16 protein-coding genes and 2 pseudogenes are annotated in these 23,030 nt (G+C 35.9%); 12 read left to right on the forward strand and 6 right to left on the reverse strand.

Translation table 11 applies throughout. The features are described from left to right. Positions 1-42 precede the first annotated feature (42 nt). From lolA1 to AC0L3Q_RS09545, 5 genes and pseudogenes are all read left to right on the forward strand, one after another. The gene (lolA1, locus tag AC0L3Q_RS09525) at positions 43-678 is read left to right on the forward strand and encodes an outer membrane lipoprotein periplasmic chaperone LolA1 (RefSeq protein WP_473286357.1); all 636 of its coding nucleotides are present in this window, start codon (positions 43-45) and stop codon (positions 676-678) included. 126 nt (positions 679-804) lie between these two features. Next, positions 805-2,247, forward strand: coding sequence for an LptF/LptG family permease (locus AC0L3Q_RS09530; protein ID WP_473286358.1), 1,443 nt, complete (start codon positions 805-807; stop codon positions 2,245-2,247). Positions 2,248-2,291: 44 nt separating this feature from the next. Then, positions 2,292-3,442, forward strand: a pseudogene (gene ribB / locus AC0L3Q_RS09535) (3,4-dihydroxy-2-butanone-4-phosphate synthase). Positions 3,443-3,536: 94 nt separating this feature from the next. Continuing rightward, positions 3,537-4,409, forward strand: coding sequence for a helix-turn-helix domain-containing protein (locus tag AC0L3Q_RS09540; protein ID WP_473286359.1), 873 nt, complete (start codon positions 3,537-3,539; stop codon positions 4,407-4,409). Between the two features lie 71 nt (positions 4,410-4,480). Next, positions 4,481-5,248, forward strand: coding sequence for an MBL fold metallo-hydrolase (locus tag AC0L3Q_RS09545; protein ID WP_473286360.1), 768 nt, complete (start codon positions 4,481-4,483; stop codon positions 5,246-5,248). Positions 5,249-5,262: 14 nt separating this feature from the next. Here AC0L3Q_RS09545 and AC0L3Q_RS09550 read toward each other — a convergent pair whose 3' ends face one another. Together AC0L3Q_RS09550 and AC0L3Q_RS09555 are read right to left on the reverse strand one after the other, a co-directional pair. Next, the gene (locus AC0L3Q_RS09550; protein ID WP_473286361.1) at positions 5,263-6,453 is read right to left on the reverse strand and encodes a DegT/DnrJ/EryC1/StrS family aminotransferase; all 1,191 of its coding nucleotides are present in this window, start codon (positions 6,451-6,453) and stop codon (positions 5,263-5,265) included. Between the two features lie 90 nt (positions 6,454-6,543). Next, positions 6,544-7,172, reverse strand: a pseudogene (locus tag AC0L3Q_RS09555) (NAD(P)H-dependent oxidoreductase). Positions 7,173-7,261: 89 nt separating this feature from the next. Here AC0L3Q_RS09555 and AC0L3Q_RS09560 point away from each other — a divergent pair. Continuing rightward, positions 7,262-7,660 carry an acyl-CoA thioesterase gene (locus AC0L3Q_RS09560; protein WP_473286362.1) on the forward strand — a complete coding sequence of 133 codons (399 nt, stop codon included), beginning with the start codon at positions 7,262-7,264 and terminating at the stop codon, positions 7,658-7,660. A gap of 45 nt (positions 7,661-7,705) precedes the next feature. On the opposite strand, the gene nhaC is transcribed toward AC0L3Q_RS09560, so the two are convergent. Continuing rightward, complete coding sequence (nhaC, locus tag AC0L3Q_RS09565) at positions 7,706-9,187, reverse strand: Na+/H+ antiporter NhaC (protein ID WP_473286363.1); 1,482 nt, start codon at positions 9,185-9,187, stop codon at positions 7,706-7,708. Positions 9,188-9,939: 752 nt separating this feature from the next. On the opposite strand from nhaC, the gene AC0L3Q_RS09570 reads away from it, so the two are divergent. Then, positions 9,940-10,572, forward strand: coding sequence for a CPBP family glutamic-type intramembrane protease (locus AC0L3Q_RS09570; protein ID WP_473286364.1), 633 nt, complete (start codon positions 9,940-9,942; stop codon positions 10,570-10,572). Here the strand turns inward: AC0L3Q_RS09570 and AC0L3Q_RS09575 are convergent. From AC0L3Q_RS09575 to AC0L3Q_RS09585, 3 genes are read right to left on the reverse strand one after another with little or no spacing between them, the layout of a single operon-like run. Then, positions 10,569-11,141 carry a non-canonical purine NTP diphosphatase gene (locus tag AC0L3Q_RS09575; RefSeq protein ID WP_473286365.1) on the reverse strand — a complete coding sequence of 191 codons (573 nt, stop codon included), beginning with the start codon at positions 11,139-11,141 and terminating at the stop codon, positions 10,569-10,571. The two genes, AC0L3Q_RS09570 and AC0L3Q_RS09575, sit on opposite strands and share 4 nt — an antisense overlap. A 50-nt stretch (positions 11,142-11,191) precedes the next feature. Beyond that, the gene (locus AC0L3Q_RS09580) at positions 11,192-11,716 is read right to left on the reverse strand and encodes a KdsC family phosphatase (protein ID WP_473286366.1); all 525 of its coding nucleotides are present in this window, start codon (positions 11,714-11,716) and stop codon (positions 11,192-11,194) included. Next, entirely contained in the window at positions 11,700-12,464 is a 765-nt protein-coding gene (locus AC0L3Q_RS09585) for a Rossmann-like and DUF2520 domain-containing protein (RefSeq protein ID WP_473286367.1), read from the reverse strand. Before AC0L3Q_RS09585 ends, AC0L3Q_RS09580 begins: the two co-directional genes overlap by 17 nt. Positions 12,465-12,601: 137 nt before the next feature. Here AC0L3Q_RS09585 and AC0L3Q_RS09590 point away from each other — a divergent pair, with 137 nt between their 5' ends. The 5 genes from AC0L3Q_RS09590 (at position 12,602) to AC0L3Q_RS09610 (ending at position 23,030) form a co-directional block, all read left to right on the forward strand. Beyond that, positions 12,602-15,769: a cytochrome c biogenesis protein gene (locus AC0L3Q_RS09590; RefSeq protein WP_473286368.1), complete on the forward strand. Its 3,168-nt coding sequence runs from the start codon at positions 12,602-12,604 to the stop codon at positions 15,767-15,769. Between the two features lie 240 nt (positions 15,770-16,009). Beyond that, entirely contained in the window at positions 16,010-16,420 is a 411-nt protein-coding gene (locus tag AC0L3Q_RS09595) for a hypothetical protein (RefSeq protein ID WP_473286369.1), read from the forward strand. 38 nt (positions 16,421-16,458) lie between these two features. Then, on the forward strand, positions 16,459-18,795 hold the full coding sequence (locus AC0L3Q_RS09600; RefSeq protein WP_473286370.1) for a TolC family protein: 2,337 nt from the start codon (positions 16,459-16,461) through the stop codon (positions 18,793-18,795). 10 nt (positions 18,796-18,805) lie between these two features. Then, complete coding sequence (locus AC0L3Q_RS09605) at positions 18,806-19,897, forward strand: efflux RND transporter periplasmic adaptor subunit (RefSeq protein ID WP_473286371.1); 1,092 nt, start codon at positions 18,806-18,808, stop codon at positions 19,895-19,897. Positions 19,898-19,919: 22 nt separating this feature from the next. After that, positions 19,920-23,030 (forward strand): efflux RND transporter permease subunit, encoded by a 3,111-nt coding sequence (locus AC0L3Q_RS09610; RefSeq protein ID WP_473286372.1) that lies wholly within the window; start codon positions 19,920-19,922, stop codon positions 23,028-23,030.

A 23,030-nucleotide genomic window follows, 5' to 3' on the forward strand; every position in this document is an offset into this window, starting at 1 on the left:
CAATTTATAATGATACACACAAAAACAAAGAAATTAAATAGAATGATTAAAAAGATTGTATTCGCAGTACTTTTTATGGGAGCCGCTGCAATGCAAGCTCAGGATGCGAAGGGGTTATTGGATGAGGTTTCCCAAAAGGTAAAAAGTTACAGTAATATTGTGATAGGATTTAAATATGCTATCAATAATCCAGCAGAAAATGTATCTCAGGAAACCAGAGGAGACGTTACCTTAAAAGGAAATAAATATCTTTTGAATTTGATGGGGACAGAGCAGATGTATGATGGTAAAAAGTTATACGTAATTGTGCCGGAAGATGAGGAGATTAATATTTCATCCCAAGATGAAGATGATGACAACAGCATCACTCCATCCAAAATGCTGACTTTTTACGAAGAAGGGTATACCTATAAAATGGATATTGTTCAGAATGTACAAGGTCGTAAGATTCAATTTGTAAAGTTGATTCCGATCGATTCGAGAAGCGATCTGAAAGAAGTATTGCTAGGAATCGATAAGCAAACAAAGCACATTTATAAAATGATTCAGAAACAAAACAATGGTTCTAATGTAACCTTTACAGTAACTAGTTTTAAAACGAATCAACCGCTATCAGAGACCTTATTCATTTTTGATGAGTCTAAGTACGATAGCTATTATATCAATCGTTTGGATTGATCTACATAAAATTATGATAAACAAAAGAACGGGTATTAAAAAATACACGTTCTTTGTCTTTTAATAGTTTTTGGAATGGCATTTTATAGTGTCCTTATATAAATATTGATTAGGAAATTTAAGTGAATGAAAATTCTTGACAGATATATTTTATCAACCTTTTTGAAGACGTTTTTTCCACTGTTCTTCATTATTATGTTTATTCTTTTATTACAAACAATCTGGTTGTTTATATCTGAATTGGCGGGAAAAGATTTGGACTTTTCTGTAATCATTAAGTTTTTGACGTTTGCGACACCAAGGTTAATTCCTATGGTACTGCCGCTTACAATTTTATTGACTTCCATCATGATTTTCGGGAGTTTTGCCGAAAATTATGAGTTTGCTGCAATGAAATCGTCAGGGATCTCGCTACAGCGTGCCATGAGAACACTAGCTGTTTTTATCTTTTTTGTAGGAATAGGAGCTTTTCTTTTTTCGAATACTGTAATTCCATCTTCAGAAAAAAGATTCATTAATCTCAGGAAAAACATAGTAAAGGTCAAACCCGCAATGGTAATCGCTCCCAATCAATTTAATGATCTGGGAGATATCAATATTAAGGTCGCCGAGAAGTATGGAGATAATGATCAATTTCTAAGAGATATTATCATCCATAAAAAAGCAGCAAGACCGGGTAATTTTACAGTGATTAAAGCGGTAGATGGAGAATTAAGAGGGAGTACAGATTCTGACTTAATTACGCTGATACTTAAAGATGGGAATTATTATGACGAAATCCAGCAGCGTTCTCCACAACGAAGAAAAAAGATCCCATTTGCCAAAACTCATTTTGAAAAATACTTACTTAACATAGATCTATCTTCTTTGGATAATGTAGATATGGATGCACAGCAGTATCGAAAAGGCTACAATATGTTGAATGTGAACGAACTGAGACATGAGATCGATACCTTGTCTGATCGGGTAAATAAAGATTTCGAATCGGTAATAGACAATATCGAAAAAAGAAATGGCTTAAAAGAACTAAATAAGAATATTAAAATAGATACACTTCCAAAAGCAATCGAAGATTCTTTAGACCTGAAGGATTACTTTGATACCAAACAAAAAGTACAGATTTTTAAATTGGCTTTTTCTAATGCTGATGGAGTTATCAGACAAATTAACTCTACCCAAAGTACAACTACAGCGCTGAAAAGAGCTTTGAATAAATACGAAATGTCACTGCATGATAAATACGCTTTGGGAGTTGCTTGTATTATTCTGTTTTTTGTAGGAGCACCGCTAGGAGCAATTATCAGAAAAGGAGGGATGGGATTGCCGATTGTAATCGGTGTAGTGCTGTTTTTGACCTATCATTTTATCGGTATTTTTGCAAAAAATAGTGCAGAAGAAGGAGGGATACCCCCTTTTATAGGTTCATGGCTTTCTACCTTTATTATTTTTCCACTCAGTATCTTTCTTACTCGAAGAGCAACAACGGATCAAGGTATTTTTAACTTTGATAACTTTGTTCAGCCTGTTAAAGATTTCTTTGCAAAACGATTCTCAAAAGAAGAAAAATAGTCTTCTTTTTTGAATATCTTTGCATCTAAATTATATGGAATACTATGTCAGAAATTAAGGAGACTACCAGCAAGATCAAGTTGAATACTATTCAGGAAGCTATTGAAGATATTCGACAGGGAAAGGTGATCATTGTAGTAGACGATGAGGACAGAGAAAATGAAGGAGATTTTTTGGCTGCGGCAGAAAAGGTGACTCCAGAGATGATCAATTTTATGGCTACGCATGGTAGAGGACTTATTTGTGCTCCGCTTACCGAAAATCGCTGTGAAGATCTGAGATTAAATATGATGGTCGGCAATAATACGGATCCGATGGAAACGGCTTTTACCATTTCTGTGGACTTAAAAGGGAATGGAGTTACGACAGGTATCTCTGCTGCCGATAGAGCAAAAACCGTATTGGCACTTACCGATCAAAATACCAAACCACATGAATTGGCTCGACCTGGTCATATTTTTCCACTTAAGGCAAAAGAGGGGGAGTATTAAGACGTACAGGTCATACTGAAGCCGCAATAGATTTTGCCCGATTAGCAGGTCTAAAACCAGCAGGAGTTATTGTAGAGATCATGAATGAGGATGGCTCAATGGCTCGTTTACCGCAACTGGTCGAAGTTGCCAAAAAATTTGACTTGAAATTAGTCTCTATAGAAGATCTGGTAGCCTATAGAATGCAACATGACTCCTTGATCGAGAAAAAAGAAGATTTTGATTTAGTAACACGTTTTGGAAAATATAGATTAAGAGCTTATAAACAAACTACAAACAACCAAATCCATATAGCACTTACTTTAGGGAACTGGAGTGACAACGAGCCAGTGTTGACTCGAGTAAACTCTACCTTATTTAATAATGATATTTTAGGAACCTTGACCAACAATGCAGATAAACGTTTGGACGCTATGTTCCAAAGGATTAATACCGAAGGGAAAGGAGCTATTATTTTTATCAATCAGGAAAGTCAATCTTTGAACCTTTTAGGACGTTTAAAAGGGTTAAAGGAAATTCAGAATGGAGAAGATGTAGTAAAAGCGCCAAAAATCATGATGGATAGCAAAGATTTTGGAATAGGTGCTCAGATTCTTCATGATTTGAACATCCATAAAATTCGATTAGTCTCTAATACGGTACAACAAAAGAGAGTAGGGATGATTGGTTATGGACTCGAAATCGTAGATTACGTCAATTATTAGTACGTAATTAATCTTTACGCTTAGTGCGATACAAATAGAACCGAATGTTATTTGGTTTTGTTAAAAAATAGAAGAAGAACTAGCCATATGGTGAATGAAACATGTAAAGTTCAATAAAAGTTTATGCGGAGTCGATCTTCTTCTTAATGTGCTGCGGATCAAATTTGAAAGTAGCATTGTCTTCTCTGATGATGTATATACTACAGACTTTTTTCAAATTGTTTTTATCAAAGAGGCTAATGGTACATTACTATTAAATGATCAAACGATTACTCTTGAAGATAATAGTATTGTATTCATTACAGAAAATCAACGATATCAATGGGATGTGGATCAAGAAAAATTTGATGCCACCATTCTAGTTTTTCAAGAAGACTTCCTAAATGATTTTTTTGCCGATCAATATTTTACATATCGTTTGCTATATTTTTACCAAACAGATTTCCCATTACATCTCAATGTTTCTGAGCGTATAAAGAATGATTATTTAGAAAAGCTTAAGGAAATAAAAACCGATTTACAACATCCCAAAAGCGATAGTGTTCATCTTATTCGCTCTATTTTGTATTATCTTTTAATTCAGTTGAATCGCTTGTATTCAGAACAGTATGATATTGTTTCTACTATTTCTAATGATATTCTAGCGTATCAGTTTCGAAAATTGGTAGAACAACATATCTACGAAAAACAGCGTATAGATGATTATACTGATATATTAAAGGTAAGTAGGGTTACTTTAAATAAAGCGATCAGTAAGCATTTTAATGTAACAACCACCGAATTTTTGAAGTCCAGATTGGCTTTTGAAATCAAAATGAAATTGTTGTTTACCATGTCTACAATCGAAGAGTTAGCCGACATATTTCACTTTTCTGAGTCGAACCATCTATCTAGGTTTTTCAAGAATCAAACAGGCTTAACTCCAAAAGAGTATCGCTTGTCTTATCAAAATGGTAGTTATTCGTAGCCGTTTGGTATCCTTCTATTCATTTCATATTTAGATTTTTGTAGCGTACTTTTTTAAAAATCTAATAGGAAATGAAAATTCATCATATTCGAAATGCTACTCTGGTCATAGAAATAGAAGATAAAGTAATCCTGGTAGATCCAATGTTGGGGCAAAAAGGAGAAACGGGACCTCCGTTTACCTTTTTCCGTTTCAAACCACAACGTAATCCTACAGTTGATTTACCCACTGCCGCAATGGAGCTTATCTCAAAGACAACACATTGTTTGCTTACTCATTTGCATCCGGATCATTTGGATAAAAAGGCAGAGCATTTCCTACGTTCCAAAAACATACCCATTATTTGCAGTGTAAAAGATGTATCCGCTTTGGAGAAAAAAGGCTTGAATATTTCTCAGGAGATTAACTATTGGAAAAGAGTAGACTTTTTAGGCGGTAAAATTGAAGGAATTCCTGCTCGTCATGGTTATGGTTTTATAGCAAAACCTGCTGGTAATGTCATGGGGTTTTATATTCAATTTAAGGATCAACCTTCAATCTATATCAGTTCAGATACGATTTATACCAATGACGTAAAAAAAGTGCTTGCAGAATATCAACCGGATATTAATATTTTGGCAACAGGTTCTGCTCAATTTGATATTTTCAAACCTTTATTAATGACCATGGAGGATATTCTTCAATTTATAAAGGATGCACCGGGTCATGTTATCGCCAACCATATGGAATCTGTGAATCATTGTCCCACAACCAGAGCACAACTAAAAAAAGAAGTGCATAACATAGGGTTATCAGATAAGGTATTTATTCCAAATGATGGAGAATGTATGATCTTTTAATTCGAACTATATAGTTATAATACGCTTTTGATAGCAGCCACCATGTTTGTAGCCCTTTCTCGGGTTTCCTCTTCAGACCAACCCAGTTTCACCAAGCAAGAAATGGTTCTTCCCATCCATGCATCGCTGGCATCGAAAGACCGATTGTTCTTTTGTAATCCGGATTGTACTTCGGGAGACAATTTGCCTAAAGACTTTTGTTCTAGTAGGTGCTCCCATTTTTTGTAATAGTGCCAGTTGTTGTCAAACCAATAAAAACAGGCATCTACACCATGTGCTCCCAATGCTTTATGCGCTTTTCTTGCGATATCTTCATTGGGTAAAAATATATTTAAAAAGGAATAATTTTCAACTCCGGTTTCCGGTACACGTCTAAAAGTAATTTCAGGGATTTCGGTTAATGCATTTCGCAATACGGTATAATTCTTTTCTTGTACAGAAAGCGTATGATCTAATTTTCTCAATTGCGCAATTCCAACCGCTGCGTTTAATTCAGAAATACGATAGTTGTATCCCAAAAACGGATGCGTTTCTGCACCTCTATCATTACCGATATGATCATGTCCGTGATCGTGATATTTGTGAGCTCTATCCGCAAACAGTTCAGAATTAGTAATAATACCACCACCTTCACCGCAGGTAACCGTTTTTACATAGTCAAAAGAGAAACAACCTAAATCCCCATAGCTTCCCAGAGGTTTTCCGTCATAAGTCCCCCCAATAGCCTGACATGCATCTTCTAACAAAATAAGTTGATGTTTATCACAAATAGCTTTTAGCGCTGCCAGATCCGCCATAGATCCACACATGTGTACAGGCATTACTGCCTTTGTTTTTGGAGTGATGGCAGCTTGTACTGCTTTTGGATCCAAAGTAAGCGTATCATCTATATCACATAGTACAGGAACAGCGCCTACAGAAAGTATGGCTTCAAAGCTTGCCACAAAAGTAAAAGTGGGCATGATTACCTCGTCTCCTGCACCAATTTCTGCACAAGCTAGGGCAACAGTAAGAGCTGCAGTACCACTAGAAACTAATTGAGCATATTTGGTTTCCATTCGCTTTGCCAGATCTTTTTCAAGTTCGAGGGCTTTATGGTGACCGTTTCTCATAGGATCAAAACCATAACGCATTAAGACTCCATTATCCAAAACGTCTTGTACTTCTTTCCTTTCTTCTTCACCAAATAATTCAAATCCTGGCATAGCTAGTTGTGGTATTATATTAAAAACTCTTTTCGGCAAAAGTACCGAAAAGAGTTCTTATATGCTTGTTGCTATTTTATATTTTTTTAACTAAATATTTATTATAGTGTCTTTGGTAGAGCGCCTTACTTTCTTAAAGTCAGAGAACATATCATCTTTTGCTCGATACCCAACGGGGAGTACCAAAACAGAGGTCAGACCTTTCTCATCAAGTTGTAAAATTTCGTCATATTTTTGTGGGATAAAACCTTCCATAGGGCAGGCGTCTATTTTTTCTAAGGCACATACGGTTAATAAGTTACCCATGGCTAAATAAGCCTGTTTGGCAGCCCAAACGGCAATTTCATCTGTAGGCTTTTCTTTGAAAGACTCCACTAATTGTTCTCTAAACGGTTTCAGTATCTCCTCAGACGTATTTCTGATTTCTTTTACATTGTTGAAGTAATCACGAATATATGCTTCTCCAATTTGCGTTTCGATACAAAAACCAAAACGTGCGAAGCTTGCACTACCTGATTTTGATTCCAGGAATGTGCTACTAGCTTTTTTTGTAATTCTTTATCCTGTATGACAATAAGTTTAAGTGGTTGAAGCCCATATGATGTAGCAGTTAGGTTAAAGGCCTCTGTAAGTATATCAATCTTTTCTTTTGGAAGAATTTTTTCAGCATCAAATTTTTTGGTGGCGTAACGCCAACGTAAACTTTCTATAATATCCATTGGAAGTTTTTTAAATACATAGCAAAGATACTGCGATATGATTTACCTTTGGTACAAATCTATATAAGAAAAAACTATATCATCATCATATGAACACTATTGAAGAATTGATCGAAAAATCTGAAACCAGAATCTTTAAAGCCGTTTTTCCCAATACTACAAATCACTACGAAACCTTATTTGGAGGTACTGCGCTGCAATTGATGGATGAGGCATCTTTTATTTGTGCAACTCGTTTTAGCCGAAAGAAGGTAGTTACTATCTCTTCGGATAAAGTTGATTTTGAAAAACCAATTCCTGGTGGCACCATTGTAGAGTTAATTGCAAAAATAGCAGCAGTAGGAAGGACCAGTTGTACGGTAAAAGTAGATATTTACAAAGAGGACATGTATAGTTTTAATAGAGAGCTTGCGGTCACAGGATCTTTCAAATTTGTTGCCATTGGTAATGATAAAAAACCAATTCCGATTGTTGATGTTCAATCATAAAAAAAGGAGATTCAAAAGAATCTCCTTTTTATTTTTTTATCGAATTTAGTTTTCCTTCAGTTGTTTAATTTTTATGCGGAAAGCAGCAAAGATCAAGGTCATAAAGAAACTTAACCAATTAAAGATCGCATAGAAGGCATAATCTACAACAGGAACACCTAATACACCACTTTGATATGCTCCACAGGTGTTATAAGGAATAAGTACTGATGTTACTGTACCCGTATCTTCAAGCGTTCTACTTAAGTTTTCTGGTGCTAACCCTTTATCTTTAAACGCTTTTGCATACATGCGTCCTGGTACCACAATCGCCAGATATTGATCCGAAGCAGTAGCATTCAAGATCAGACAACTAGCTGCAGTACTTGCAAATAGACCAAACACAGAATCAAACATTTTTAATAATGCTTTACTGATAGTAGCCAAAGCTCCAATAGCATCCATGATACCACCAAATACCATGGCACATACGATCAACCATATAGTGCCTAGCATTCCTGCCATACCTCCAGAGGTAAATAAATCATTGAGTTGTGCATTTGTAGTTTCTACTGCAGTATCCACGGTCATCGCTTTCATTACTCCTTGATAGGCGGAGGTAAAAGTCAGTTCTGAACTTTCTGTAATATTCATAACAATATCAGGTTGTGCGATTATTGCAGCGATAGCTCCTAATAAAGTACCGGCCAACAAAGCAATCAAAGGAGGTGTCTTCTTTACGATAAGAACAATCACTAGAATTGGAACGATAAACAACCATGGCGTAATGGTAAAAGCTCCTTTTATCGCTGCTAATTGTTCTCCTATTTGTGGAGTTCCAGAAGTATCTATCGAAAAGCCAATAATAATAAACACAATAAGTGTAATAGTAATGGTTGGAATCGTAGTGTACGTCATGTACTTGATATGAGAAAACAAATCTCCACCAGCCATAGCAGGAGCAAGGTTGGTAGTATCCGAAAGGGGAGACATTTTATCTCCAAAATAAGCTCCAGAAATTACAGCTCCAGCTGTCATCCCTAATGAGATTCCTAAAGTATCACCAATTCCTATAAGTGCAATACCCACTGTAGCCGAAGTCGTCCAGGAACTACCTGTGGCAATAGAGATCACTGCACAGATAATTACACAGGCGGCAAGGAATATCGTGGGATTTAAGATTTGAAGCCCATAATAAATCATCGTAGGGATAATTCCGCTAATAAGCCAGGTACCAGCCAAAGAACCTACCATTAATAAAATGAGTAAAGCTCCAGTAGTGGATTTTACATTATTGGCTACTTCTTCCATCATTTGTTTGTAAGATACTTTGTTGAAGAATCCTACAATGGCAGCCACGGCTGCTCCTAACAACAGAATAAACTGATTACTTCCACTCAACGCATCATCACCAAAAACAAATACATTATAGAATAGCATAATTACCAAAATCACTACAGGTATGAGTGCTTCCCAAATATTAAGGGCTTTGTTTTCTATAATTTCTTCATTTTTTGGGGTAGAAGGAGTAATGTCTTGACTTTCCATACGTGATTTTCAAAATTTTCGGATGTAATGTTACGATATTAATGAAATTTATGCAACGTATGGGATCAGTTAATTAGTAGATAAAGTCGGTACTTATCATTTAAAAACTCTCTCTTTTTTTGATTTTTTATACAAGATTTCGCTTTTCATCGATTATTTGTGTTTTTTATCGATAAAACATGATTTTTGAATTCCCCTTTTTATATAAAATCTCGAATACTGTACTACTTTTGAAGTGTAAATGAGAAAAGTAAGAGAAAGAGAAAAATTTGAATTGTTTGTTTGATTGTTTTTAGACTTTTTTTGTCCCTGGAAAAAATAATTCCCCCGAATTATTGACCCCAAAACTTGTTAAAAAGCCTCTTCCCCCAAGAGGCTTTTCTTTTTGAGAATTTCCGTAAAAAATTAACATTTTTAACACTATTTTTGCTTTTTATCGATTAAATTCGTACTTTGACGATCAATATTGATAATAATGTAATTTTGTTTGTAAGATGTATTACGGATTACCACATATACAACAAGGATTACAACCGACATAAATTTTTAAAATATTGATTAGCCCCACTGAACTCAACTTGGCTTAAGCCAAAATTAATTACCCCTAATAAAAGGCCTCTACACCATAGAGGCTTTTTATATGCTATGTATTTCCTTAGGTTGAGAAAGGACATTTGTTTAAAATTTTATCAAAATTAACCAGATGTTGTGTTCTTTCATTTTTTATAATGAAATTCGTAAAAAACTCTGCTATGTATAATTCCGCTTATAAAGGTTTTGAATTACTATTTCTTTTTGTACTATTACCCATTAGTTTTTTATTTCCGTATCCAGCTTATATAAAAGCTGGACTTACCCTTATATGCTTTATATACATACTGATATTGCTACGAAGAGGAGGTCTTTTAAAATTAAAATTTCCTCCCAAGGCCTATTGGAAATCCTTTTTGAGAGAAATTTTGCTGAAACTTGGGATTATTATTACCGTAACTGTTCCGTACGTGCTGTTTGTGGCGCCAGATAAATTATTTTTTGTAATGCTTAAAAGACCAGAGTTGTGGGTAATGATCTTGTTTATCTATACATTTTTATCCGTTTGGCCTCAGGAAATCATCTATAGAACATTTTTCTACGATCGATATGAATCTCTGATTAATAACAAATGGTTATTCATCTTTATCAATGCTATTTTGTTCTCTTTGGCTCATATCTTTTTAAAAAGCTTTTTAGTGCAGTTGCTTACTTTTTTGGGAGGATTACTTTTTGCGTATACCTATCAGAAAACAAAATCAACGACTTTGGTCTCCGTAGAACATGCAATTTATGGTAACTGGTTGTTTACCGTAGGTATGGGGGAGATGCTTGCTTTTCCTGGAGTGAATTAACCGTTTAAAAAATCAACCAATTGCTGTACCGCTTTTCCTCGATGACTGATCTTGTTTTTTTCTTCTAGCGATAATTGCGCAAAAGTATGTTCATATCCATAAGGTAAAAAAATAGGATCATAACCAAAGCCTTCATTTCCTTTTTTATCAGTGGTAATATTTCCTTCACAAATCCCTGTAAAGGTATGAAGCGTATCTTCTAATTCTAATGCGATAACCGTTTTAAAATGCGCCTTTCTATTTGAATTGCCGTTTAACGCATCTAGCAGCTTATCCATATTGGCATGATCGTTTTTCTGGTCACCAGCATATCGAGCAGAATATACTCCTGGGGCACCATTTAGGGAATCTACTTCAAGTCCTGTATCATCTGCAAAACAATCATAGCCATAATTTTGTTTGACATGCTTTGCTTTAAGAATAGCATTTCCTTCAATAGTTGATGAAGTTTCAGGAATATCTTCTGTACATCCAATATCAGTAAGGCTTAATAGCTGAATAGACGTAGGCAAAAGTTTTTGCACTTCTTTTAGTTTGTTTTGATTATGCGTAGCAAAAACAAGTTTCATAAGTTAGACTTTTCTTATGGTTGAACTTAAAATGATCCTATCATTTGTGTCTATGCTTCGGCGTCAAAATCCGAAATCCATTTTCCCTGAACTTTTAAAACCTGTTCAATGACATCTCTTACGCATCCTTTTCCTCCTTTTTTGAAAGAAACGTACTTTGACACTTCTTTAATTTCTGCCACGGCATCTTGAGGACAGGTGGGTAATCCAACCAATTGCATTACGGGTAAATCGGGGATATCGTCACCCATATAGAGTACGTTTTCGGGTTTAATATCGTAGATGTCCATATATTCATCTAGTTGATCTACTTTATGATGAGCTCCCAAATAAATATCAGTAATACCCAAACCTTTTAAACGTTTACGGACCCCTTCATTTTTACCACCAGAAATGATGCAAACGTTAAACCCTTGCTGAACAGCAGTTTTAAGAGCATATCCATCTTTGATGTTCATTGTTCTTAGAAGTTCTCCATCGGTATTAATAATTACGGTTCCATCGGTCAATACACCATCTACATCAAAGATAAATGTGGTGATGTGGTGTAAGTATTCTTTATAGCTTTTTTCCATGTTTTGATTGTATAGCTTTGGTAAGGATAGTATATATTTCTTTTTGCGAGTCGGTATTCATTATTTTTAAATGCCGCGCTATTGTTTGTTGATCATTACGTATTGCGGGTCCTGTTTGCGCTTCTATTGCAGGGATTTCCAAGATCTTTTTTGCGGTTTCCTGGATCAGCGGATGCAAAATCTCAAAAGGAACATCATAAGCCTCACAGATATCGGTGCCAATAGTATACAAATGATTGGTAAAGTTATTTACAAAAACAGCCGATACATGCAACACATTACGTTGAGCGGATGTTATTTCATATACTTTGTCAGATAAGGGCGAAGCTAATTTTTTTAATGTATTTAAATCTTGGGTTTCCTCGGCTTCCATACAGATAGGAATCATACTGAAATCTACCGATTTATCTTTACTGAAAGTTTGCAAAGGATAAAATACTCCTTTGCGGTTATTACCAGCAATAGCACTCATAGGCACGCTTCCAGAGGTATGCACTACCAAACGATTTTGGAAAGGTAATTGATCCGAAATTTGGGCGATAGCGTCATCACTAACAGCAACAATGTATACATCTGCATCTTTTAGGGCAGCTATATCGGTTGTCACTTTAGTAGGCTCTTGATCCGGATGAAGCAGTACTCCCTTGCGATTATAACACTGAATAATATTCACATCTTCCGTCCCATTCAATGCTTGGTATAGGTGTGTTGCTACGTTTCCGGCGCCCAAAAGACATACTTCTATCATGCGGTAAAAATAAGGAAGTTCGATCAAAAAATTCAACAAGATGCATACTTCTGTTAAAACCTTTAAAGTAAAAGCTAATAATCATATTTTATCCTTACAAAAACCTTAAATTTGCCGAGCTAAAAATGAAAGTAACGATGCAGAAAAAACTTGCAAGTATTTTATTCTCCACACGATTAATGGCCATATTGTTTATTGTATTTGCGGTTGCTATGGGAATAGGCACTTTTTTGGAAGATGCCCATGGTACTACAGCAGCACGAATTTGGATATATAATACCTGGTGGTTTGAAGCCATAATGGTCTTTTTTGCAATCAACTTTTGCGGAAATATAGTACGCTATCGTTTGTACAAAAAAGAAAAATGGGCTACGCTGTTATTGCATTTATCTTTTATCTTGATTATCGTTGGGGCATTTGTTACTAGATATGTTAGTTATGAAGGAGTAATGCCGATAAGAGAAGGAGAAACTACATCAAAGTTCCTTTCTGAAAAAACATACTTAACCATTTTTATGGATGGTGAAATTGATGGAGAGCCACTCCGTCGTATTGTTTACGAACCGCTAGAACTTGCTGAAGCTACTGGTAATGATTTTACCATTCAGACCGATTATAACAAACAACCTGTTACTATTGTCTACAAAGACTATATTATGGGAGCTGAAATGGGCTTAGTTCCTTCAGAAAATGGTGAAAACTATTTGAAAATTGTAGAGTCAAGTGGAGGGAATCGACATGATCATTTCCTAAAAGAAGGAGAAGTAGCCAATATCCACAATATATTGATGGCTTTTAATGCACCTACCAAAGGCGCTATCAATATTACTTACAAAAATGATGAGTATTTTATAGACTCTCCTTTTGATGGTTCATATTTACGTATGGCGGATCAACATCAGGGATTGGTATTTAAAGATAGTTTGCAGCCTCTACAATTAAGATCTCTGTATCAAACGGCTGGGATGCAATTTGTGATTCCAGATCCTGTAATCAAAGGAAATTATGATGTAACACCAATCGAGATTAAAGACAAAGGTCAACAAGATGCTTTAATTTTTGATGTAACTTCAAACGGTGAAACAAAAGAAGTAAAACTGCTAGGAGGTAAAGGATATCTTAATGATATGACACAAGTATCTCTGGGAGGACTAGAGATGTATTTCCAATATGGATCCAAGCAAATGGAACTTCCGTTTTCGTTAAAATTGAACGATTTTATTGCTGAAAAATACCCAGGTACAGAGAACGTATACAAATCCTATATGAGTAAAGTGGATATTGTAGAGAATAATAACTCTAGACCATACGATATTTATATGAACCATATTCTGGATCATAGAGGCTACCGATTTTTTCAAGCTTCTTTTGACCCAGATGAAAAAGGAACTGTGCTATCTGTAAATCATGATCGCTGGGGAACAGGGATTACCTATGCAGGTTATATGTTATTATATCTTGGATTAATGCTTATTCTGTTTACCAGAGGATCACGTTTTAAAGACTTGGAAGCGATGCTAAGCAAGGTGAAATCGAAGAAAAAGGATCTAGTTACTGTTTTCTTATTAGGGATATCAATATCCTCTTTTTCGCAAGAAGTACCAGGACATTCTGATCATGTACAAACCTTCCCTACAAAAGCAGAATTGGATTCTGTGATCAAAACCAACGCAGTAACCAAAGAACATGCAGCCAAGTTTGGAAGTATCGTAATTCAGGACGAAAGAGGAAGAATGAAACCGGTAAATACCTTTTCTTCAGAATTATTACGAAAAATAAGCAAGAAAGATACCTACGAAGGATTAAATGCGGATCAGGTTTTTGTTTCTATGGTAGAGAATCCATTTGTGTGGTATAGTGTTCCGATCATAGAAATACAACGAGAAAATGATAGCCTCCGGAGAATTTTAGGAGTGCCAAAAACTGAACGAAGAGTATCACTTATCGATCTGTTTGAACCAGATGGCTCCTATAAGTTGGATCCATATTTGGAAGAGGCTAGTAAAACTAATACTCCAAGTAGTTTTGAGAAAGATTTCTTAAAAACGCATGAGAAATTCTATTTGCTAAATCAAGCATTAGGTGGTGGTATTCTTAGGATTTTCCCTGTACAAGGCGATGAAGGAAACAAATGGGTTTCGATGCCAGAACTGAACGAATATAAGTTCTCTGGAATGGATTCGGTATATACCCGTCAAATCATTCCGATTTACAGACAATCTTTGCAAGAAGCTCGTGCTACAGGAGACTACAGTAAATCAGATCAATATGTAGAGAGTATTAAGAGTTACCAGAAAAAGTTTGGAAGTGAGGTATTACCTTCAGATAAGAAAATCAAGGCAGAGATCGCTTTAAATAAGTACGACATCTTCAGAACTCTATATCGTTACTATATGATGATAGGACTGTTCTTGATGATATTTGTGATTTTCAGGATTTTTAAAGATTCTAAAGTTATTAGAGGACTTATTTCGGGTACCATCGGGATCGTAATCTTATTGTTTATTTTGCATACCGCAGGATTGATTATACGTTGGTATGTTTCTGGCCATGCTCCCTGGAGTGATGCCTACGAATCTATGATATATGTGGCTTGGATGACGCTGGCTATTGGTTTAGCTTTCGGTAAAAGAAGTAATTTAACCATAGCAGCTACTACTTTTGTGGCAGCAATAATATTGTTTTTCGCTCACCAAAACTGGACCGACCCGGCCATTGCTAATTTGCAACCGGTATTGGATTCCTACTGGGTACTTATTCACGTTTCTATTATTGTGGGTAGTTACGGACCTTTCTTTGTTGGGGCAATTTTAGGAATATTAGCATTGTTACTTACGATTCTTACCACAGAGTCCAACAAGAAAAGAATGGAACTCAACATCAAAGAAATTACAATTATCAATGAGATGGCGCTTACTATCGGTTTGGTGATGTTGACGATCGGTAATTTCTTAGGAGGTATGTGGGCCAATGAGAGTTGGGGTAGATACTGGGGTTGGGACCCTAAAGAGACCTGGGCATTGATCAGCATTATGGTATATGCCTTTGTAATCCATATGCGTTTGGTACCAGGGTTAAGAGGAAGATGGACATTTAATTTACTGTCTGTAATTGCTATTTACAGTGTATTGATGACCTATTTTGGAGTGAATTTCTATTTGAAAGGATTACACTCTTATGCTAGTGGGGATAAAGTGATTACTCCTAGCTCGGTATATTATTCTATAGTCTTTATCCTGATTTTAGGAGCTGTGTCTTATTGGAGACACAATGTGCATTATAAAAAGAAAAAAGAAATTTCGTAATCAGAAATACTCATTCTCAAAAGCCTTGTATCTAACAAGGCTTTTTTATTTGTAAATAGCATCCTCTCAAATTAGTTATATTTGAGTATCAACTATAGTTCCCGATTTTCGTAGAAGTTTTTTTGATATTTAAGAAGCTGAATAATAGTGTCTTATTTTTCTTTACGTCTAATTTTTTTGAAAAAACATGACTAACTCTCAAAAATTAGTAACTTGTATACAGATACAAAACCGACCAACATGTACTTGAAGAAATGTATTTTTATTTCCTTAACGTTATTGTTGTCCTTCAGTGCTCGTGGTCAGTCAAAAGAAAATAAGGCAGCTCCCAAACCTACTACAGCAATTTTTCAAGAAGAAGAGATTCAGTATATCCAAAACTGGTTCGATCAAATAAGAAATGATGCGAATATGGATGAGGAGACTGTGCGACGATTTGGTATCATCACCTCATATTATAGTTTGAAGATGAAGCAACTTGGTGAAGACTCAGATCTTACAAAAATAGAACGCTTAGATCATTTTAAGACGTTGGTTGAGAAACAAGATCAAGAGCTTAAATCCATTTTACCAGAAATGCGGTATGAAGAGTTTTCCAAATTCTACGAACGTTTGTATTGGTCGGTGAGCAAAAGATTAAATCAGCTATAATTTAGCGAAGAAATAGTACACACAATCATCTTTGAAATATGAAAAAAATAGGATTACTCGTATTATCCTTAGTTTGTTTATTGGGATATTCACAAACCACCAAAACTGTGAATATTGGTGTCTTGGCAGATAAATCCACTCCGGAGACCAGACCACTATTGGAGAAATTAAAAAACGAAGTCAAGGCTGTAGTAGGTCAAAATGCTACTGTAGTCTTTAAGGAAGTACAGGATAACGACTTTACCATCGAAAAAGCAAAGGCTAATTATCAACAACTACTGAATTCTGACAGTGATATTATTTTGGCATTTGGAGTCATCAATAATTTAATTATTGATAAAGAAGAACAGTATCCAAAACCTGTCATTTTATTTGGTAGCGCCAATAGTGATTTTTACGAATTTCCTGAAAATCAAAAAACATCCGGCATCAATAATATTACGTATCTCATTGCTCCTTTTTCGTATACAGCAGATCTTGATACCTTCAAAACGCTATATAACTATAAAAAGGTAGGAATCATCATAGATGATTTCGTTCCAGGCGTTTTGCCTGTTAAAGCATTATTTGATGGATATTTTGCAAAAAATGAGGCTACGTATAAGCTCATCGCGTTGCCCAAAGAAGGAAAGGTAACCGATGATTTAAATGATATTGACGCCGTGTATTTGGCTGGTGGGTTTTATTTAAGTGATCAAAATTTTGAGGAGTTGATCAATGATATCAATTCCAAAAAACTTCCTTCATTTTCTGCTTTTAGTCGAGAAGATGTAGAAAGAGGGATTTTGGCAGCCAATCAACCATCGACCAATATTGATCAATTTTTTAGACGTATAGCATTAAATGTAGAAGCTATTATTAATGGTACCAACCCTTCAGAACTACCCATGTATTTAGATTACAAAAAGGAACTATCCATTAATTCTGGTACAGCTAGACAAATAGGGTTCCCTTTGCGTTATAGCATGCTGGCAAATGCAGATTTTGTTGGAGATAATGATGTTCTGGTAGGAACTTCGTATTCAATTTTGGATATCATGAAGGGTGTTGTAGAAAAGAATCTTTCCCTTAATGCCGAACGAAAAAACATAGACCTAAGCAGTCAGGACGTAAAAACTGCAAAAAGTAATTATTTACCCAATGTCACCGCGAGTGCCAATGGGGCGTACTTGGATCCTGATACAGCCGAAGTCTCTAATGGAGCAAATCCCGAATTATCTACCTCAGGAAGCATTATTTTGGAGCAGGTGATTTATTCAGAAAGTGCTGGGGCTAATATCACAATCAATGAGAATTTGCAGAAGGCACAGCAAGAAACCTATAATGCGGCAGAACTGGATGCTTTGTTGGATGCAACAACAGCTTATTTTAACGCCTTAATTTTGAAAACTAATGTTGAAATTCAGAATCAAAACCTTCAGGTAACCAAAAAGAATTTGGATTTGGCAGATCAAAATTTTGCTGCCGGGCAATCAGGTAAGTCTGATGTATTGCGTTTCAGAAGTCAGCTCGCTCAAAATACACAGAGTTTAATTAATGCAGAAAACCAGAAAAGACAAGCGCTAAATACGATTAATCAGTTAATGAATAATCCGATCACCACCGAAATCGATATCGAAGATGCCAAAATTTCTGAAGGTGTTTTTGAAAACTATCAGTATCAGGATTTTTTGGAGATTTTGGATGACCCGAAATTACGACCAGCATTAATAGAATTTTTGGTAGAAGAAGCCAAAAAAAATGCCCCAGAACTAAAAAATATAGGCTTTAACCTAGAAGCAACACAACGTAATTATAGATTGAATGATTTAGGGCGATTTGTACCTACCGTTGCTTTGCAAGGGCAATATAATCTTACCTTTTCTCGATCTGGGGAAGGATCTACAGTTCCCGTTGGTTTTCCTGATATCCCTGATGGAAGCTACAATGTAGGGGTGAACCTTTCGTTACCTATTTTTCAGCAAAATCAGAGAAATATCAATAAACGGACGGCAAAAATCCAGGAAGATCAACTTTCTGTACAGAAAGAAAACATAGAGTTGAATATTGAAAGAAATGTCAACGATATTCTATTAGATATGATCAATCAAATTGCCAATATCGAGATTTCCAAAATATCAGAAGAAGCAGCTAGAGAAAGTTTAGATCTTACGCAGAATGCCTACGCACAGGGAGCAGTTCCACTTATTCAGTTAATTGATGCACAAACGAACTATCTGCAATCCCAATTGGCAAGGGCAACAGCAAACTATGATTATTTATTGACTTCGATGCAGTTAGAACGAGCGATAGGGTATTTCTTTTTGATGAATACCGAGGCAGATAATCAAGATTTTATTCAACGAGCAACACAATACATTTTAAATAAAAACTAAGTAACGACCTATGAAATTGTTAAGACACATTTCGCTATGGATATGCATTAGTATCACATTTGGCGCCTGCAAAGACAAAGAAGTACAAAAGGAAGAAGTTTTACGACCTGTAGAATATCAGGAGGTAGGAAATTCTAGTGCACAAAATGTAAGAACCTTTAGTGGTATCGCAAAAGCAGGAGATGAAATTGAATTGAGTTTCAGAAGCAATGGTATTATCACCACTCTCGATATTAAAGTAGGGCAGAAGGTGAATAAAGGAGATTTGATTGCCAAGTTGGATAATGTACAAGCCAATCTGGCTTATGAGCAATCTGTTTCTGCACTCAATAGTGCAAAATCTGCAATGAATACTGCAAAATCTAGCCTGGACCGGGTAAAGTCTTTGTATGAAAAGGGAAGCAACTCATTGAGTGACTACGAAAATGCGCGGAACTCTTATCAGACGGCATTGGACCAATATGAATCTGCCAAGAGGAACAAAGGTATACAACAATCCCAGATCAATTATGGATATATAAGAGCTCCTAAAACTGGAATTATTGCGGCCAAGAATAGCGAACTAAATGAGAACGTAAGTGCCGGACAGGTAATTGCAGTGCTCAATGCTGGAGATCATACCAATATTGAAGTGGGATTACCTGAAAATGTGATCAATAAAGTAAAATTAGGAATGAATCCTGACATTGCTTTTTCGGCATTGTTGGATCAAAAGTTTACCGGAAACGTTATCGAAATATCACCAATAGTAGGAGAAGGTACAGCTACCTATCCCGTAAAAATTGATATTACCAATGTAACCAAGGATATCAAACCTGGGATGACGGCCAATGTGACGTTTAATTTTGGGGATGAACAAAGTGTCACTGATACTTCACTTGTAATTCCTGTAAAATCAGTGGGCGAAGATGGAACCGGTAGATTTGTTTTTTTAATCGAAGCTGATACCGATAGCACAGGGATTGTAAAGAAACAACATATAGAGTTAGGAGAATTGACTACTAGCGGATTCAAAATAAAAAGTGGTCTCTCCAAAGGTCAAAAAATAGCTACAGCAGGGCTTCAAACGCTTTTGGATGGACAAAAAGTGAAACTAAAATAATCATTCCGAAAAAGACGCTAGTATGAATTTAGCACAGTTTTCTATAGAAAAAAATCGAGTTTCTTTGAGTATTCTGGGGGTTGTTATCATTATGGGAATGGTGTTATACGCCTCTCTTTCAAGAGACAGTATGCCTCCTTATACAGTAAGGGTGGCCTCAGTGGTTTCTTCATTTCCAGGAGCAAGTCCCGAACGGGTCGAAGAACTGGTAACCGATAAGATTGAGAAAGTAGCACAGGAGTTACCCGAACTTAAAAAAGTAACAAGTACCTCCAGAACAGGATTATCAGTAGTACAGGTAGAATTGAAGATGGAAGTTACCCCTCAAAAATTACAATCCGTTTGGGATCGGTTACGAAGAAAGTTAAATGATATCAGCGGATTACCTAATAATGTGTATCCGCAATTAAAAGATGATGGGATTGGTGAAGTTTTTGGGATTGCAGTGGGGATAACCAGTGATGGTTTCTCTTATGCCGAAATGAAAGACCAGGCAGATGATTTGAGAGATGATCTCATTAAGCTAGAGGATGCCGCAAAAGTTGAAATTAACGGTGCACAAGAAGAGCGGGTTTTTGTGAAGTTTGATAATGCGAAGTTAAAGGCTTATGGGCTTACATCCAGTAGCTTACAAAATATCATCACCACTACAAATATTCTAAATTCTGGAGGAGAAGTAAATATTGAAGAAGAACGAATTATTCTGGAACCTACCGGTAATTTTGATACTGTTGAAGATATCAAAGAAATGCTCATCCCGATAGGTCAAAGTGGTCAGGTAGTAAGTTTGGGCGATATCACTACGATAGAAAAGGGATATATCGATCCTCCCAATCAAATTGTGAGAATTAATGGAAAAGATGCTATTTCCCTACATGTTTCTTTGATTGAAGGAAGTAATATTATCAAATTGGGTGAGGAAATCGATGTACTGCTGGCAAAGTGGCAGGCTAAACTTCCAGTAGGATTAGAAGTCTCTAGATTAGCTTCTATAGATGAGTATATTGATCTTAAAATCAATGATTTTTTGGGGAACCTGATGCAATCCATCGTTATTGTATTGGCGGTAATGCTTCTTTTTCTGGGGGTGAGAACAGGGTTGGTGATTGCGAGTTTAATTCCTATTGTAACTATAACCACTTTGATGGTTATGGGACTTATCGACGTTGGACTGAATCAAATTACCCTGGCTGCTTTAATTATGGCATTGGGAATGATGGTAGATAACGCTATTGTGGTGGCCGAGTCCATAATGGTAAAAATGGAAAATGGAATCGATGTAAAATCAGCTGCCATAGATTCTTGTAAAGAATTATTTACTCCTCTTTTGATTTCTACTTTGACCACTTCTGCGGCGTTTTTATCCTTCTTCCTGGCAGAATCCGTAATGGGAGATATTATGGGACCTCTTTTTGTGGTGATTACCATAGCTTTGTTATCCTCATGGATCATTTCACTAACCATTATTACCTTGTTTTGTGTGTTTTTCCTGAAGATTAAAAAGCAAGAAGATGGAAAGACTAGTTTTCTGGATCGAATGATCAATCTGTTAAAATCAAAGTACAAGGATTTAATTCTAGTAGCATTAACCTGGAAAAAGACAGTATTAATAAGTATTGTGGTCCTGTTCTTCTTGTCCTTATACGGGTTTACAAAATTAGCATTTGTGTTTTTCCCCGATAGTGATCGAAATATGATTACTATTGATATCAATTTACCGGAGGGCACCAAAATTGAAAGTACAACAGCTACAGTAGCTGCCATAGAACAATTTATTATAGAGGATCTTAAAGTAAATGAAGATCGCAAAGATGGGATTGTTGATTGGTCGTCGTATATAGGTGAAGGTCCATCTTCTTATGATTTGGGATATAGCCCAGATGAAGCAAATTCGAACTACGCACATATTTTGGTGAACACTTCTACTTTTTTAGTCAACAATGATATGGTGAAGCGAATAGATGCCTATTGTTTTGACACTTTTCCCAATGCTGATATTAAAGTAGGGTTATTAGGATCTGGAGGAAGTGGAACCCCGATAGAAATTAAAGTTTCTGGAGATGATCCTGATAAACTGTCCAGTATTTCTGAATCGATCAAAACAAGACTTTTTAGTATTTCGGGAACTAAAAACATCAAGGATGACTGGGGACCAAAAGGAAAGAAATTTGTGATTAATATTGATCAAAATAAAGCGCAAACCGCTGGGATTACCAATCAGGATGTGGCAATATCATTACAAACAATTTTGGATGGTTTTAAGGCTGGAGAATACAGAGAAGGGGATAAGTCCATTCCAATTATTATGACTAGTAATCAAGGAAAACAACAAACTTTGGCTTCTTTAGAAACGCTTAATGTGTATAGCCAAAATTCTGGAAAAAGTGTTCCTTTACTACAAGTGGCCAGTATTATTCCACAATGGCAATATTCAAAAATTAAGAGATTGGATCTTACCAGAACAGTTAATGTATCCAGTGAATTGACCGAAGATGGGAATGCTTCTGCGATAACTTCAGAAATCACTCCTTGGTTGAAGGAACAGCAAAACCAATGGGGAGATGGATATACATATAAACTGGGAGGAGATGCAGAAAATACGGCAGAGAATATGGGAGCAGTAGCAAAGTATCTGCCTCTTTCGGCATTTATCATAGTAATGTTGCTTATTGTTCAGTTTAATTCCTTTAGAAAAATGACCATGGTGGTTACCACCATTCCTCTTGGAGTGATCGGTATGGTGCTAGGATTGTTATTGTTTGGTGTTCCGTTTGGATTTATGGCGTTTTTGGGAGTCATCTCTCTTGCGGGAATCGTGATTAATAATGCAATTGTACTGATTGATCGAATTGAAATTGAAGAAAATGAATTAAAACGAATACCTCAAGATGCCATTATAGGTGCATGTATTCAACGTTTTCGACCTATTTTGCTAGCCACCTTTACTACCGTTTTAGGTTTGATTCCTTTATATCTAGGAGGGGGTGAAATGTGGGAGCCTATGGCCGTAACCATTATGATAGGATTACTTTTTGGAACGGTAATCACTTTATTGTTTATTCCTTCGTTCTATAGTGTGTTGTACAAAGTCGATTACAAAGACTACACCTTCAACGAAGAATTATTGGACTAA

This window comes from Aquimarina sp. KJ22-3 (genome assembly GCF_055808215.1).